The organism is Exiguobacterium sp. s40 (assembly GCF_018617905.1).
Lineage (GTDB): Bacteria > Bacillota > Bacilli > Exiguobacteriales > Exiguobacteriaceae > Exiguobacterium > Exiguobacterium mexicanum_A.
Window position 1 is genome coordinate 63,022 of record NZ_JACSLC010000005.1, and the last position, 15,687, is coordinate 78,708.

At 52.4% G+C, this 15,687-nt stretch carries 13 protein-coding genes; 9 read left to right on the forward strand and 4 right to left on the reverse strand.

The features are described 5' to 3' along the window. The first annotated feature begins 85 nt into the window (after window positions 1–85). The 4 genes from tkt to KNP02_RS06220 all read left to right on the forward strand — a co-directional run bounded on the left by tkt (window position 86) and on the right by KNP02_RS06220 (window position 6,068). Window positions 86–2,077 (forward strand): transketolase, encoded by a 1,992-nt coding sequence (gene tkt / locus KNP02_RS06205; protein ID WP_214707616.1) that lies wholly within the window; start codon window positions 86–88, stop codon window positions 2,075–2,077. A 123-nt stretch (window positions 2,078–2,200) separates the two neighbouring features. After that, window positions 2,201–2,431 (forward strand): YneF family protein, encoded by a 231-nt coding sequence (locus KNP02_RS06210; protein WP_138859339.1) that lies wholly within the window; start codon window positions 2,201–2,203, stop codon window positions 2,429–2,431. A 129-nt stretch (window positions 2,432–2,560) separates the two neighbouring features. Beyond that, a complete protein-coding gene (locus tag KNP02_RS06215; protein WP_214707871.1) occupies window positions 2,561–4,315 on the forward strand; it encodes an ABC transporter transmembrane domain-containing protein in 1,755 nt (584 codons plus the stop codon). After that, on the forward strand, window positions 4,305–6,068 hold the full coding sequence (locus KNP02_RS06220; protein ID WP_128122384.1) for an ABC transporter ATP-binding protein: 1,764 nt from the start codon (window positions 4,305–4,307) through the stop codon (window positions 6,066–6,068). Before KNP02_RS06215 ends, KNP02_RS06220 begins: the two co-directional genes overlap by 11 nt. A gap of 83 nt (window positions 6,069–6,151) precedes the next feature. On the opposite strand, the gene KNP02_RS06225 is transcribed toward KNP02_RS06220, so the two are convergent. Then, complete coding sequence (locus KNP02_RS06225) at window positions 6,152–6,331, reverse strand: aspartyl-phosphate phosphatase Spo0E family protein (protein ID WP_034777785.1); 180 nt, start codon at window positions 6,329–6,331, stop codon at window positions 6,152–6,154. Window positions 6,332–6,523: 192 nt separating this feature from the next. Here KNP02_RS06225 and KNP02_RS06230 point away from each other — a divergent pair, with 192 nt between their 5' ends. Both KNP02_RS06230 and KNP02_RS06235 read left to right on the forward strand, forming a co-directional pair. Then, window positions 6,524–7,222 carry a cytochrome c biogenesis CcdA family protein gene (locus KNP02_RS06230; RefSeq protein ID WP_214707618.1) on the forward strand — a complete coding sequence of 233 codons (699 nt, stop codon included), beginning with the start codon at window positions 6,524–6,526 and terminating at the stop codon, window positions 7,220–7,222. A gap of 20 nt (window positions 7,223–7,242) precedes the next feature. Continuing rightward, window positions 7,243–7,695, forward strand: coding sequence for a CcdC family protein (locus KNP02_RS06235; RefSeq protein WP_034779932.1), 453 nt, complete (start codon window positions 7,243–7,245; stop codon window positions 7,693–7,695). Window positions 7,696–7,729: 34 nt separating this feature from the next. Here the strand turns inward: KNP02_RS06235 and KNP02_RS06240 are convergent, their stop codons facing one another. The 3 genes from KNP02_RS06240 to KNP02_RS06250 all read right to left on the reverse strand — a co-directional run bounded on the left by KNP02_RS06240 (window position 7,730) and on the right by KNP02_RS06250 (window position 10,347). Beyond that, a complete protein-coding gene (locus KNP02_RS06240) occupies window positions 7,730–9,292 on the reverse strand; it encodes a solute symporter family protein (RefSeq protein ID WP_214707620.1) in 1,563 nt (520 codons plus the stop codon). Continuing rightward, window positions 9,289–9,621, reverse strand: coding sequence for a DUF485 domain-containing protein (locus KNP02_RS06245; protein ID WP_214707622.1), 333 nt, complete (start codon window positions 9,619–9,621; stop codon window positions 9,289–9,291). The genes KNP02_RS06240 and KNP02_RS06245 overlap by 4 nt, the downstream gene beginning before the upstream one ends. Before the next feature lie 294 nt (window positions 9,622–9,915). After that, on the reverse strand, window positions 9,916–10,347 hold the full coding sequence (locus KNP02_RS06250) for a DUF2621 domain-containing protein (RefSeq protein WP_214707624.1): 432 nt from the start codon (window positions 10,345–10,347) through the stop codon (window positions 9,916–9,918). A 193-nt stretch (window positions 10,348–10,540) separates the two neighbouring features. On the opposite strand from KNP02_RS06250, the gene KNP02_RS06255 reads away from it, so the two are divergent. The 3 genes from KNP02_RS06255 (at window position 10,541) to KNP02_RS06265 (ending at window position 15,641) form a co-directional block, all read left to right on the forward strand. Then, window positions 10,541–12,136, forward strand: a complete 1,596-nt coding sequence (locus tag KNP02_RS06255; protein ID WP_214707626.1) for a peptide chain release factor 3 — start codon at window positions 10,541–10,543, stop codon at window positions 12,134–12,136. A 194-nt stretch (window positions 12,137–12,330) separates the two neighbouring features. Then, window positions 12,331–15,045 carry an aconitate hydratase AcnA gene (gene acnA, locus KNP02_RS06260; RefSeq protein ID WP_214707628.1) on the forward strand — a complete coding sequence of 905 codons (2,715 nt, stop codon included), beginning with the start codon at window positions 12,331–12,333 and terminating at the stop codon, window positions 15,043–15,045. A gap of 107 nt (window positions 15,046–15,152) precedes the next feature. After that, entirely contained in the window at window positions 15,153–15,641 is a 489-nt protein-coding gene (locus KNP02_RS06265) for a DUF3939 domain-containing protein (protein WP_084592824.1), read from the forward strand. The last annotated feature ends 46 nt before the right edge of the window (window positions 15,642–15,687 follow it).

The following is a 15,687-nucleotide window of genomic DNA, read 5'->3' on the forward strand; positions in this document are numbered from 1 at the left end:
ATGTGTTATACTAATTAATTAGTTGTGACACACGAATGAGTGTGCTAAAATATGACGGGTAGAAACTTTGTTAACAACAGAGAGGATGAAATTAGTGGAAACAACTACTAAAGAATTATTAGCGATTAACTCGATTCGGACACTCTCAATCGATGCGGTCCAAAAAGCGAACTCAGGTCACCCGGGTATGCCGATGGGTGCGGCTCCGATGGCGTTCACACTTTGGACGGACAAAATGCGTCACAACCCGAAAAACCCGAACTGGTTCAACCGTGATCGGTTCGTCCTTTCAGCGGGACACGGTTCGATGCTCTTGTACTCGCTTCTTCACTTATCTGGTTACGATCTCTCAATGGACGACCTCAAATCGTTCCGCCAAATGGATTCGAAAACGCCTGGACATCCAGAGTACCGTCACACGGCAGGTGTCGACGCGACGACTGGACCGCTCGGACAAGGGATCGCCATGGCTGTCGGGATGGCAATGGCAGAGAAACATTTGGAAGCGACGTACAACCGCGATGAGTTCAAAGTGGTTGACCACTTCACATACGCGATTTGCGGAGACGGTGACTTGATGGAAGGCGTATCGGCAGAAGCTGCTTCGCTCGCTGGTCATTTGAAACTCGGCAAACTCGTCGTCCTTTACGATTCAAATGATATCTCGCTTGACGGCGACCTTCACAAATCGTTCTCGGAAAGCGTTGAAGATCGTTTCAACGCCTACGGTTGGCAAGTGATCCGTGTCGAAGATGGTACGGATATCGATACAATCGCGAAAGCGATCGACGAAGCGAAAGCTGAAACGTCGAAACCAACCCTCATCGAAGTGAAGACGGTTATCGGCTTTGGTTCACCGAACAAGTCAGGCAAATCGGCATCACACGGTGCGCCACTCGGCGAAGCTGAAATTGAACTCACGAAGCAGTTCTACAAGTGGGAAGGCGAGAACTTCTACGTACCGAACGAAGTATACGACTTGTTCAACGATAAAGTCGTTGAGCCAGGCGCGAAGCATGAAGCGGACTGGAACGAACTCGTTGAAGCTTACAAGTCAGCACACCCTGAACTTGGTGCCCAGTTCGAACGTGCGATGAACAACGAGCTCCCAGAAGGTTGGGACAGCGAATTGCCGACGTTCGAAATCGGTTCGAAAAAAGCGACTCGTCAAACGAGCGGTGAAGTATTGAACGCGATCGCCAAAGCGGTTCCGACTCTCTTCGGAGGCTCGGCTGACCTCGCCGGCTCAAACAACACGATGATCAAAGGCGCTGCGGACTTCGATGAAGATCCAGCCGGCCGCAACATCTGGTTCGGAGTCCGTGAATTCGCGATGGCAGCAGCCGTCAACGGGATGGCGCTCCACGGTGGGGTCCTCCCATACGGCGCGACGTTCTTCGTCTTCTCGGATTACCTTCGCCCGGCAGTTCGACTTGCTGCGCTCATGGGAATCCCATCAACGTTCGTCTTGACGCACGATTCAATCGCGGTCGGCGAAGATGGCCCGACGCACGAACCGGTCGAGCACTTGATGAGCTTCCGTGCGATGCCAAACTTGTCTGTTCTCCGTCCAGCTGACGGAAAAGAGACGATCGCGGCTTGGAAGCAAGCAATCACGACGAAAACGTCACCATCACTTCTCGTCTTGACGCGTCAAGCATTGCCAGAACTCGAAGGCACGTCGATCGAAGACGCAGCTAAAGGTGGCTATGTCGTCGCGGGCAACTCAAGCGAGGCAGACGTCCTCCTTCTCGGTACAGGTTCTGAAGTACACGTCCTCGTCGAAGCACGCGAAGCACTCGCTGCTGAAGGCGTGAACGCGGCTGTCGTTTCGATGCCTTCGTGGGAATTGTTCGAAGCTCAATCGGCAGAATACAAAGAATCGGTCCTTCCGTCGTCAATCACGAAACGTGTCTCGCTCGAAGCGGGCGCGACGCTCGGTTGGTACAAGTACATCGGTTTCGGCGGAAAAGTCCTCGGCATCGACAAGTTCGGCGCCTCTGCCCCTGGTGATCTCCTCATGAAAGAATATGGCATGTCGGTCGACAACGTCGTCGCTGCTGTCAAATCACTTTAATCGCTTACTATCAGTGGTGGCCCGGAGTTTTGGGTCACCACTTTTTTTACAGACGACTAGCGAATTAGCGTAATATAGTGTATAGTAAAAAACGATGTTTCATATGGTAGAGGAGGTTAAGCCTTGAGTACATTATTCTGGATTCTTCTTGTCGTGGCAGCACTAATCGGGGGTATCGCGATCGGTTTCTTTATCGCTCGTAAATACATGATGAACTACCTCGAACAGAACCCACCGATCAACGAAGATATGATTCGTACATTGATGATGCAAATGGGTCAAAAGCCGTCACAGAAGAAAGTCAACCAAGTGATGCGCGCCATGAACGTTCAAATGAAGAACGAAAAGAAATAAACTCGATGGACCGAAGCACTTTGCGCCCGCAAAGTGCTTTTTTCATCCAGTTTTTGTTAGACAATCAAACAAACTTTCGCTAATCTAATAGAATAGTCTGAATTCAAGACAACATAGGGGGTGTTTCCAATTCGTGTATTCAAACAACTAGCTTGGTTCTTCAAGCTCGAGTGGCGGACGTATGCGCTCGGCATCGTCTTACTCATGTTCGTCGCGTCGCTCGAACTTATACCGCCGCGCATCATCGGCCGAATCGTCGATGAGATCAACCGGGGAACGCTTGGAACAGATTTATTATGGATGTTGCTCGGCGGGCTCGCGGCCGTCGGAATCGGGAACTATGTGGCCCGTTTCTTCTGGCGATACTTCATCTTCGGGGCTTCGATTCGCCTCGGTCGGATGTTGCGGAGTCAACTCTATCGCCATTTCACCGATTTAGATCAACGGTTTTATAAGAAGTCGCGGGTCGGGGATTTGATGGCCCATGCGACAAACGATGTCCAGGCCGTCTCGACGACGGCGGGTGCGGGGATTTTGACACTCGTCGACAGCATAACCATGGGGACGTTCGTCATCATCACGATGGTGACGACCATCAGTTGGAAGTTGACGGTCGTGGCATTGTTGCCGCTGCCGATCATGGTCGCGTTGACGACGCGATACGGCAAGCTCTTACATAATCGGTTCGGGGTCGCCCAAGCGGCGTTCTCTGAACTGAACGATAAAGTCCAAGAGAGCGTCAGCGGTGTCCGGGTGTTGAAGTCGACCGGGGAAGTCGGCCGCGACGTTGACTCGTTCGAGAAGCTATCCGACGAAGTCATGGCGAAAAACGTACGTGTCGCGAAAATCGACGCCTTGTACGACCCGACCATCTTCGGGATTGTAGGCCTCTCGTATATCTTGTCGATCGGTTATGGGGCGTATTTGATTGAACAAGGAGAGCTGACCATCGGACAGATCGTTAGTTTCACCGCCTATCTCGGCTTGCTCACATGGCCGATGCTCGCGTTCGGCTGGCTGTTCAATATCGTCGAACGAGGGCGAGCGTCTTACGACCGGATCGAGCGGATGCTCGCCGTCAAACCTGAGATTCAGGATGACCCGATGGCGGCGACGAAACTCGCCCATTCGGAGATTGAAGCGGATATACGTGCGTTCCGCTATGACGAGACGCCCGTCCTGCAAGACGTCACATTCCGCCTCGAACGCGGACGGACGCTCGGACTCGTCGGCCGTACCGGTTCTGGTAAGACGACGATTGTACGCTTGTTGACACGAGAGTATGACGTACATGATGGGACAATCAAAATCGGTGGTGTCAACATTCGCCAAGTGAAAAAATCACTTCTGCTCGATAAAGTCGCTGTCGTCCCGCAAGATCATTTCTTGTTCAGCGATTCGATTGCGAACAATATCGCATTCGGCAAACCGGAAGCGAAACTCGACGAAATCATGGAGGCGGCCAAAATCGCCGAGGTTCATGATGACATCATGCGGCTGCCGGAAGGATACGCCACGCTCGTCGGGGAACGGGGTGTGACGTTATCGGGTGGTCAGAAGCAACGGATTTCAATCGCACGTGCCCTTATGATTGAGGCGGACGTGTTGATCCTCGACGATGCCCTCTCGGCTGTCGATGCGAAGACGGAAGAAGCGATTATCGAGCATTTCCGGACCGGGAACCCTGACCAGTCCCGCTTGATCGTGGCGCATCGACTGTCTGCGGTCGAGCATGCCGACGAGATTCTCGTCCTTGAGGACGGTCGAATCATCCAACGCGGGCGTCATCAGGACTTGATTCGCGAGCCCGGTTGGTACAAAGACACGTACGATCGCCAACAACTCGAGGCGATTGTCGAAGGAGGTGGCCACCATGAAACATGACGTTCAGGAATGGGCGGTCATTAAACGCCTGTTGGCCTACACGAACCGCTACGCACGTCCGCTCGGACTCGCTTTTGTGTTCTTGCTGCTCGCCACCGGCGCAAAACTCGCAGGACCGTTCTTAATCAAAGTGTTCATCGATGAGTTCGTGACGCCTGGCGTCTATCCGACAAACTGGGTCGTCACCTTGCTCGTTGTTTATTTGGTCTTGCATGTGTCGGCGATCATCTTCGACTACTTGCAGTCGATCTCGTTCCAAAAGATTGCCTTGAAGATCGTGCAAAACATCCGGATGGATATCTTCCGTCACGTGATGGGGACGCGGCTCGCCTACTTTGACCGAACTCCGGCGGGAGTGCTTGTCTCTCGAATCACGAACGACACCGAGGCCGTCAAGGAACTGTACGTCGGGGTAATGAGCACGTTCGTACAGTCAGCGGTTCAATTGGTCGGGACGTACGTGTTCCTTTATATCCTCGAACCGACGCTCGCGACGATGGGGCTCGTCCTTGTTCCGCTGTTCTGGCTCATCATCTGGGCGTATCGCCGCTATTCGACAAAATATTTTGCCCAAGTGCGTGACTTGTTGTCACAACTGAACGGGCAATTGAATGAATCGATCAACGGGATGGGAATCGTTCAACAGTTCCGACAAGAAGAGCGGCTCGTCCGCCAGTTCGAAGAAACGAACGAGGCCCACCAAGAGGCACGCTATCGAAACTTGAAGCTCGACAGCATGTTGCTGCGACCGATCATCGAGCTGTTGCTCGCCTTCTCCATCATTGGACTGCTCGGCTATTACGGCGTCTTGTCGACGACCGAGCAAGTGCAGGTCGGGGTCGTCTATGCCTTCATCAGCTACATCGAGCGCATCTTCCGTCCGGTGCTCGACATCATGCAACGCTTGAGCGAGTTTCAACAGGCGGTCGTCTCGGCGGACCGTGTCTTCAAAATCTTGGACACGGATGAACCGGCTCCAGGAAAGAGTCTTGCTGGTCCTGCCGAAATCGGCTCCGGGGAAGTCCGGTTCGAGAATGTCACGTTCAGCTACGATGGGGAAGTCGATGTATTGAAACAGATATCATTCGTCGCCAAACCAGGCGAGACGGTCGCCCTCGTCGGTCACACGGGTAGCGGAAAGAGTTCAATCATCAACCTGTTGACCCGGTTCTATCCGTATCAATCAGGCCAAATCACGATCGACGGGTATCCGATCGAGCAGTTCGAGGAAGCCGAGCTCCGAGCCAAAGTCGGGCTTGTGCTCCAAGATCCATTTTTGTTCACAGGGACGATCGAGGATAACTTGAAACTGTTCAATCCGACGATCGACTCGGACAAAGTCCGGGAAGCGGCCGAGTTCGTGCAAGCTCATACGTTCGTCGAGAAGCTTGAGGCCGGTTACGGACATACGGTCGGTGAGCGCGGCGCGACATTCTCGAGCGGGGAACGGCAACTGCTCGCCTTCGCCCGGACGGTCGCCCGTGACCCGAAGATTTTGATTTTAGATGAGGCGACGAGTTCGATTGACACCGAGACCGAGGAGCGTGTCCAGCTCGCCCTCGATCGGATGAGACGGGGACGGACGACGATTGCCATCGCTCACCGTCTGTCGACGATTCAAGATGCCGACTTGATTCTCGTCCTTCATCGGGGTGAGATCGTCGAACGAGGTAACCATCAGGCGCTTTTAAAACAGGATGGGCTGTACAAAAAGATGTACGAACTTCAATCTGGCCAACGTCTGATGTCATAAATTACAAAAAAGACACCGTCAAGGTGTCTTTTTTCCATGGAAAAAGCCCGCCACTTCAAGGAAGGACGGGCCCTTTGGTTCGATTAATTTATGTGGTCTGAAGCGTGTATGGCTAGGACGTGACGTGTAATCAGCTTGTCCAATTCTTGGCTGACATGAATCACTTCTGGAGACGTCCAACTGTGCTGCGAGGCGATTTCATACAGTTCATCGCGTTTCTGTTCAATGGCATAATGTAAGTTTTCAGCTGTGATGACCGCCACGGTGTTTCCCCCATCATTGTAAAATCGATACTGACTAATAAGAATATCCAAATCTTAGCATCTAACACTACCGTTTACAAGTTTCATTTCCATTTCAAAGATTACAAATTCAATCATGTAAGGTGCTCGGAAAAAGATGCGAGCATTTTGAAAAGGTTTTCGCTATAATGGGGCTGAAAGGTGGAAGATCGCATGGAAGTCACACTTTGGCTCGCATTTGGGGCGGGCGTCTTATCATTTTTATCACCGTGCACGCTACCGTTGTATCCAGTCTTTTTATCGTATATCACTGGGGTCTCAGTCTCTGATTTAAAGAGCGAGGGACTGCGACAACGCACGGCCTGGTTTCACACATTCTCATTCTTGATTGGTTTCTCGATCGTCTTCCTCGTGCTCGGTCTGTCGACCTCGCTCATTGCCGACGTGTTCATTCAGTATAAGGATAGTTTGCGCATGTTCGGTGCCATCCTCATCTTCGTATTCGGCGTCTTTTTGGCGGGACTTTGGCAACCTAGTTTCATGATGCGCGAGAAAAAGCTCGCTATAGGGGAGCGTAAAAGCGGCTACTTTGGAACGGCATTGATTGGAATTGGATTCGCGGCGGGATGGACCCCGTGTACCGGACCGATTCTTGCCGGTGTCATCGCGCTCGCGGCCTCGAACCCGAGTCAAGGGATGGGCTATATGTTGGCGTACGTCATCGGCTTCGCCATCCCATTCCTCATCATGGCGAGCTATGTCGGGAAAATCAAATACTTGGCGCGCAACAGTGCCAAGGTGGCAAAATTCGGAGGTTATTTGATGATGGCCTTCGGCGTCGTATTATATTTTGATGGCATGAATCGCTTCGCTGCTTGGATGAGCGAATTAGTAGGATTCACCGGATTTTAAAAGGGGTTGACCGAATGTCGATATTTTGGGGATCGACCCTCGTCGCACTAATGATGGGCCTGATTGCGAGCTTCGTTCGCGTCAAAGCATCAGCACGTCCGACGAATGCTAAAAAAATCTTGATTCCGCCCTTGGCGATGTCGACCGGGATGTTGCAATTTCTCGTCCCGGCGTTTCGATTAACTTGGCTCGAGGTCGGAGAAGCTTTAATCGTCGGATTGATTTTCAGTGTATTTCTCATCAAGACATCGAACTTCGAGAAACGTGATGGTGAGGTGTACTTATCCCGCTCGAAGGCGTTCTTTATCGTCGTCTTCGTCTTATTGGCGATTCGGACGGTCATGAAGGCGTTTCTCGGAGACGAAGTCAATATTTTTGCGACGGGCGGACTGTTCTATTTGATTGCCTGGGGCATGATCGTCCCATGGCGCATCGCTATGTACCAAAAATATAAACAAATCGCTTCAACATGAACGGCGTCCCTCGCGAGGGACGCCGTTTTGTCGATTATGAAGATTTTTTCGTCATGGCAGCTTCCGTCTCGGCATCGATCCCGGTGTTGGCTTTGACGAGGATGCGTTCGAAGTTTCCGGCGACTTCGTCCGACTTCGTCACGTACGTCCCCACGATGGCGGCCAGGAAGCCGAGCGGGATCGAGACGATTCCCGGGTTCGTGAGCGGGAATAAGGCCTCACCGATAAAGATTGCCGAGCCATCCGGTGCCCACACGTTCGGGCTGATGGCGACGAGGAAAAGCGACGAGAATAATCCGACGACCATGCCGAACACGGCTCCGTCCGTATTGAACCGTCTCCAATAAATCGTGAACAAAATGACCGGCAAGTTCGCGCTGGCAGCGACAGCGAATGCGAGAGAGACGAGAAATGCGACGTTCATCGATTGGGCGAAGAAGGCGAGTCCCGTCGAGACGAGTGCGACCGCGATTGAAGCGATCCGGGCCGCTGTGACTTGTTCTTTCTCTGTCGCTTCGCCCTTCCGGATGATATGACCATAAAAGTCGTGGGCGAACGCCGAGGCCGCCGATAGGACGAGTCCTGCTACGACGGCAAGGATCGTGGCGAAGGCGATGGCGGCCACGAAAGCGAACAATAAGTCACCGCCGAGCACTTGGGCGAGGAGAGGCGCGGCCATGTTCCCGGCCGGGTTGGCGGCGACGATGGCGTCCGATCCGACGAACGCGGCGGCCCCAAATCCGAGGAAGATCGTCAGTATGTAGAACGCACCGATGACCCATGTCGCATAGACGACGGATTGTCGTGCCGTCGGTGCATCCTTGACCGTGAAGAAGCGGATGAGAATGTGCGGTAGACCGGCCGTCCCAAGGACGAGTGCCAAATTGAGTGAAATCGTATCGAGCGGGAGCTTGAACTTGTTGCCAGGGTTCAAGAAGCTTTCCCCGAGCGGTGTCGCCTTACTGACCTCGGAAAACATGGTGAAGATGGAGAAGTCAAAACGGGCGAACACGAGGAATGAAATGATGGCGGTCCCGATCATCAACAAGACGGCTTTTGTGATCTGTACCCATGATGTCGCGGTCATCCCCCCGAAAACGACATAGACGGTCATTAAGATTCCGACGACGATGACGCTCGTCGTGTAGGGGATGCCGAGCAAGAGCTCGATGAGTGCCCCGGCGCCGACGAGTTGGGCGATCATATAAAAGATGGAGATGACGATGGCATTCATGGCGGCAACCCCACGCACACGCGGCTTGTTGAAGCGTGCCGCAATCATATCGGCCATCGTATACTTTCCAAGGTTACGGAGCGGCTCGGCGACCAAATATAGGACGACGAGGTAGGCAACGAGGAAACCAATCGAGTAAAAGAACCCATCGAACCCGGCGAGGGCAATCATCCCAGCAATCCCGAGGAATGAAGCGGCCGACATATAATCACCGGCGATGGCCAGACCATTTTGGAATCCGGTCAAACCACCGTCGGCCGTATAAAAGTCGCTTGCGGTCTTTGTCTTTCGGGCTGCGAAAAAAGTGATGACGAGCGTGAGTCCAACAATCGCGACGAATAGAAGAATAGCTGTCCAGTTCATCGTCCATCCTCCTCTTGTTTGATGGCTGCGATGAGCTCGTCGAAGCGGCGGGCCCGGCGGCTATACATGACACAAAATGTCCAGGTCATGAAGAATTGAGCGAAGGCGAGCACCCAGGCCCAAGTGATCTCACAGGCGACAGCGATGTTCAAAAACGTGAAGTAGCTCGTGGAGATTGGTAACGTAAAATAAAAGATGAGTGAGAAGATGATGGATGGAACAATGAACCGGTTCTTTTCTTGCATCAACTTGTGGAATGACGAGCTCTCGACGATTGTTTCGGGGGCGCGAGTGCTGTCAGTTCGCGTGACGTGTGTGACATCATGCATCGGAAAACCTCCTTTTGGAATCAGGATACGTACATTATAGAAATGTAAATAAAGGAAAAGCTATCCATTTTTTATTGCTAAAACCCATGCATGTTATACTAATATTGGTCATACCACTTTATTGTAAACGTTTTCAATATTGTCTATATTATGAACGGTATTTAAGAATAATTAATCTGTCGAAAAAAGGTGCTTTGGACCTAGTAGTCGTATGGCACAATTTCAGTTTCGTATAACTTAGTTGAACTGGTGAAGACAAAAAGATGCCAAGCCCAAGGCCGGCATCTCGTTTCATCATTGTTGGAAATAATGTTGATACATTTTCCAGTCGATTTGTTCTTCTTCAAGCGCCTTTTTTAAAAATTTATGGTCTCGTTTCGGTGTCGCGGCGATATACCCTTTGACGACGAGCTCGGTCGTCATTTCACAGGCCCGTGTCTCGAGAGCGAACTGTCCGATTTTGCCCGCAATCTTTCGGATGGCGACGTCGCGGAACAGCTCCGGTACCGGCGTGACGAGACGATCAAGCAATGTACGCGTCTCCGGTGTCCATAAGTGGCGTGTCTTGTCGATGTAATCATCCTCGATGTCGAGGAGTGAGCGCCCGTCTTCTTTCGGCATTCGTTTTAAAAATTTGCGGAACATGAAGTAGCCGCCGATCGACATCAATCCGATCATCACGAATCCCCAGAAGACAATGAAATACATCACCAAGTTTTCTGGCATCGTCTTTCCCCCGTTCTGTCATTTCACGATCATTCAAGCTAAGTATACAAAAAAGGGGGGAGATGCAAAAGCTACAGCTATCCGTTCCTTACTATAAAGATGGACGAAACGCGTGGGCTTCGTTAGAATAGATAGCGTTGCAATGAGCAAGAGCCAGTGTAAATCGTAATGTTCAGAAAGGAAAGAGCCATACATGAACCAATTAAAACAAGAAGTTGAGAAGCGGCGTATTTTCGGCATCATCTCGCACCCGGATGCCGGTAAGACGACGCTCACCGAGAAATTGCTCCTTCACGGGGGAGCCATCCGTGAAGCGGGGACGGTCAAAGCCCGCAAAAACTCTAAACACGCCAAATCTGACTGGATGGAGATCGAGAAACAACGTGGAATCTCGGTCACGTCATCGGTCATGCAGTTCGTCTATCAAGACAAGGTCGTCTCGATCATGGACACACCAGGACACAACGATTTCGGGGAAGACACGTATCGCGTCTTGACGTCGGTCGACAGTGCCGTCATGGTCATCGATGCGGCCAAAGGGATCGAGACGCAGACGAAGAAATTGTTCCAAGTCTGTCGGATGCGCGGGATTCCGATTTTCACGTTCATGAACAAGCTTGACCGACAAGCGAAAGATCCGCTCGAGCTCATGGAAGAACTTGAAGAAGTGCTCGGCATGCCTTCGGTCGCCGTGACTTGGCCGATCGGGAGCGGAATGCAGTTCGAAGGGGTATACGATCGCTTAAAAAACGAAGTGCACTTGTTCCGTGGTGACAAAGCGACGCTCACATTGAACGAAGAAGGGGTCAATGATCCAATCCTCGCCGATCACTTGACGGAAGAGAACTTGACGAACCTTCGAGATGAAATCGATCTTCTCGACGGTGCCGGCAATGAAATCGACGTCGATGCGATCCAGCACGGGAAATTGACGCCGGTCTTCTTCGGGACGGCGCTCGTCGACTTCGGGGTGACGTCATTCTTGAATCACTACCTTGATATGTCACCGGCGCCTGAGGCACGTAAGTCGAACGTCGGTCCAATCGACCCGACGTCAGAGGACTTCAGCGGCTTCGTCTTCAAAATTCAAGCGAACATGAACCCGGCTCACCGCGACCGCATCGCTTTCGTTCGCATCTGTTCGGGCGTCTTTGAGCGCGGCATGGATGTCACGCTCACACGGACGGGCAAAAAAATCAAGTTGAGCCAGTCGACACAGCTCATGGCCAACGACCGGGAGACGGTCGACAAGGCGTTCGCTGGAGACGTGATCGGGATTTATGATTCAGGCACGTACCAAATCGGCGACACGATCACGACATCGAAACAAAAAATCGCGTTCGAGGCGTTGCCGACGTTCCCACCGGAACTCTTTATGCGCGTCTCGCCGGTCAACTCGCTCAAGTCGAAACATTTCCACAAAGGTGTCGAGCAGCTCGCCCAAGAAGGAGCGATCCAAGTGTACCGTAACGAGTACAACGAGATTTACCTCGGTGCGGTCGGTCAACTCCAATTCGAAGTGTTCGAGTATCGATTGAACAACGAGTACGGCGTCGACATCCGCATGGAGCCGGTCTCGTACAGCGTCGCCCGTTGGGTGAAGGACAAGGAATTGAAGGCGCTCAAGCCGTTCCAGGACTCACGCAACATGCTCGTGACAGACCGCTGGGAGCGTCCCGTGTTCTTGTTCGCCAACGAGTTCACGTTCGACCGCTTCAAAGAACGCTATGAAGACGAGCTCACGCTCGTCGACGCCCTCGACGTCAACGTCGAGATCGGCGCAGAATAATAGATGGACGGCTCTTCATAGGGCCGTCCTTTTTTTGTTACAGTGACTTGGTTGATTTTGATAAGTTTTACTTATGGCTAATTTGTGACGGAATGTATTTTACGTCACGCTATAGTTGTATTATGATAAACATGTGATAAGTAAGCGATTACGGCACATGCCGAAGTCGCCGCTTTCAAAAAGGGGGATATCGTATGGAACAGACGAACGTATTAGACGCTTTCAAATCTCGGACGCAGTTCGAGGTCAATGGCAAAGCGTACGATTATTACCGGCTCAAAAAGCTTGAAGAAGAAGGGGTGACGGAACTTAGTCGACTTCCGTACTCGATTCGTGTATTGCTCGAATCTGTGCTTCGTCAACAGGATGGCCGCGCCATCACGAAAGAACATGTCGAGAACTTGGCTAAATGGGGTACTGCCGAAGTCTCGAAAGACATCGATGTTCCGTTCAAACCGGCTCGCGTCGTCCTTCAGGACTTCACGGGTGTACCGACGGTCGTTGACCTCGCTTCACTTCGTAAAGCGATGGCCGACCTCGGCGGAGACCCGAACAAGATTAACCCGGAAATCCCGGTTGACCTCGTCGTCGACCACTCGGTCCAAGTCGATGCGTACGGTTTCGCCGGCGCACTCATGAAAAACATGGACATCGAGTTCGAGCGTAACGAAGAGCGCTACAAGTTCTTACGTTGGGCCCAGACGGCATTCGACAACTATCGTGCCGTCCCGCCAGCAACAGGGATCGTCCACCAAGTCAACTTGGAATACTTGGCTTCGGTCGTGCTCGAAAAGAATGATGGAACGGGCAATGTCGCCTATCCAGACTCGCTCGTCGGAACGGACTCGCACACGACGATGATCAACGGACTCGGTGTCCTCGGCTGGGGTGTCGGTGGAATCGAAGCCGAAGCGAGCATGCTCGGACAACCGTCTTACTTCCCGGTACCAGACGTCGTCGGCGTCAAAATCATCGGTGAAGTCAACCCGGGTGTCACAGCGACAGACGTCGCGCTCGTCGTCACAGAGATGCTCCGTAACGAGAAAGTCGTCGGCAAGTTCGTCGAGTTCTTCGGACCGTCGCTTCACACGATGCCGCTCTCGGACCGGGCGACGATCGCCAACATGGCACCTGAATATGGCGCGACATGTGGCTTCTTCCCAGTCGATACAGAGACGCTCAACTACATGCGCACGACAGGTCGCCCAGAAGAATTGATCGACCTCGTCGAAGCCTACTCGAAAGCGAACGACTTGTTCTATACGCCAGACCAGGCTGACCCGTCGTTCACGAAAACGCTCACGCTCGACTTGTCGAAAGTAGAGCCGTCCCTCGCTGGACCGAAACGTCCACAGGACCGGATCAACTTATCAGACCTTCAGACGGCGTTCGTCGACAGCGTGACAGCACCAGCCGGGCACAGCGGCTTCGGTCTCGAAAAAACCGAGCTTGAGAAGAAAGCAGCTATCAACTATGCAGACGGCGCTGTCGACATGCGCACGGGTGACGTGGCGATCGCAGCGATCACAAGCTGTACGAACACATCAAACCCATACGTCATGGTCGGAGCAGGTCTCGTCGCGAAGAAAGCTGTCGAACGCGGTCTCACGGTTCCAAAATTCGTGAAGACGTCGCTCGCACCGGGCTCGAAAGTCGTTACCGACTACCTCGATAAAGCCGGTCTCACGCCGTACCTCGACCAACTCGGTTTCAACACTGTCGGTTATGGATGTACGACATGTATCGGAAACTCGGGTCCACTCGACCGCGAAGTTGAAGAAGCGATCACATCGAACGATTTGCTCGTCTCATCGGTCCTCTCGGGGAACCGTAACTTCGAAGGCCGCGTCCATCCGCTCGTCAAAGCGAACTTCTTGGCGTCACCGCCACTCGTCGTCGCTTACGCACTCGCTGGATCGGTCAACTTCGACATCATGAACGAGTCGTTCGGAACAGACAAAGATGGCAACGAGGTCTTCTTCAAAGACATCTGGCCATCAAACGATGAGATTAAGATGGTCGTTCAAGATGTCGTCTCACCAGAAGCGTTCCGGAAAGAGTACGACACGGTGTTCACAGGGAATGAGCGTTGGAATGCCCTCGACGTGCCAGAAGGCAACTTGTATGACTTCTCGGACGATTCGACGTATATCCAAAACCCACCGTTCTTCGAAAACCTCGAGCCGGAAGCGGGAGAAGTACATGCGTTGAACGGACTACGCGTCATCGGGAAGTTTGCTGATTCGGTCACGACCGATCACATCTCACCAGCTGGTGCATTCTCGAAAACGACACCAGCCGGCCAGTACCTTCAATCGAAAGGTGTCGCACCGCTCGACTTTAACTCGTATGGCTCACGCCGCGGAAACCACGAAGTCATGATGCGCGGTACGTTCGCGAACATCCGTATCCGTAACCAAGTCGCACCAGGCACTGAAGGTGGCTTCACAACGTACTGGCCGACTGGCGAAATCATGCCGATGTACGATGCGGCCATGAAGTACAAAGAGCAAGGCACAGGCCTCGTCGTCTTCGCAGGAAACGACTACGGTATGGGCTCGTCGCGTGACTGGGCAGCCAAAGGAACGAATCTTCTCGGCATCCGTGCGGTCATCGCACAGAGCTTCGAACGGATTCACCGCTCGAACCTCGTCATGATGGGCGTGTTGCCACTCCAGTTCATGGACGGGGAGTCGGCCGACTCACTCGGACTCACAGGTGAAGAAGCGATCGACATCCAAGTCGACGAATCGGTTCGCCCACGTGATATCCTGAACGTCAAAGCGACTCATGAGAACGGTACGGTGACCGAGTTCCAAGTCGTCGCCCGCTTCGATTCTGAAGTCGAAATCGATTACTACCGTCACGGCGGCATCTTGCAGATGGTCCTCCGTAACAAATTGAAGTAAGCCAACTGACCTTCCTTTGAAAAAAGGAAGGTTTTTTTAGTGAATGTGCGAATATAAGGTGAGACGGTGCACGATATCGGGAAGAGAATGGGGAGAGGGGGGAGTGTATGGAGCGACAAACGAAATCAGGAAAAAACTGGTGGCAACGGCTGACGCAAAAAGAGGAAGTGACGGAACAGGAAGTCGACATCACGCTTCCCCAGTTGCGAGAGGCGATCCACGAGTATGAGCAGACGTTGCCGAAAGGCGTCAATCGGACGGTGCTCCTCGATGAAGCACAGGAAATCGATCTTGCGCGTTTGAAGAAACATTTACCCGGCAAACCGAGGCAGCGATTTTACATGTCGAAAGAGACGTTTCACATCGTTCCCGAAACTGAACGGGAAGTGGTCTATGAGATGGATCAAGTCCAGCGGGCGCTCGATTTATATTTCGAACAAGAGAAAAAATTACCGCTGCGAAAATTCCAACAGACGTTACAACTTGATTTGACACGATTACGTGAAGGCGGGTATTTAAAAGTGTTGCCGAAACGGCCTTATTACGTCGTGGACGAGACATTGATCGTCTCGCTAGAACCGAAGCCGCAAGAGTGACGAAACCGAATCGTCACTCTTTTTGTCAGCGGCGCGATTACACGCC

Excerpts from the sequence above, each read along its gene's own strand:
- tkt (WP_214707616.1), top strand. The coding sequence starts at position 86 with ATGAAATTAGTGGAAACAACTACTAAAGAATTATTAGCGATTAACTCG.
- KNP02_RS06220 (WP_128122384.1), top strand. The coding sequence starts at position 4,305 with ATGAAACATGACGTTCAGGAATGGGCGGTCATTAAACGCCTGTTGGCC.
- KNP02_RS06230 (WP_214707618.1), top strand. The coding sequence starts at position 6,524 with ATGGAAGTCACACTTTGGCTCGCATTTGGGGCGGGCGTCTTATCATTT.
- KNP02_RS06240 (WP_214707620.1), bottom strand. The coding sequence starts at position 9,292 with ATGAACTGGACAGCTATTCTTCTATTCGTCGCGATTGTTGGACTCACG.
- KNP02_RS06245 (WP_214707622.1), bottom strand. The coding sequence starts at position 9,621 with ATGCATGATGTCACACACGTCACGCGAACTGACAGCACTCGCGCCCCC.
- KNP02_RS06250 (WP_214707624.1), bottom strand. The coding sequence starts at position 10,347 with ATGCCAGAAAACTTGGTGATGTATTTCATTGTCTTCTGGGGATTCGTG.
- KNP02_RS06255 (WP_214707626.1), top strand. The coding sequence starts at position 10,541 with ATGAACCAATTAAAACAAGAAGTTGAGAAGCGGCGTATTTTCGGCATC.
- acnA (WP_214707628.1), top strand. The coding sequence starts at position 12,331 with ATGGAACAGACGAACGTATTAGACGCTTTCAAATCTCGGACGCAGTTC.
- KNP02_RS06265 (WP_084592824.1), top strand. The coding sequence starts at position 15,153 with ATGGAGCGACAAACGAAATCAGGAAAAAACTGGTGGCAACGGCTGACG.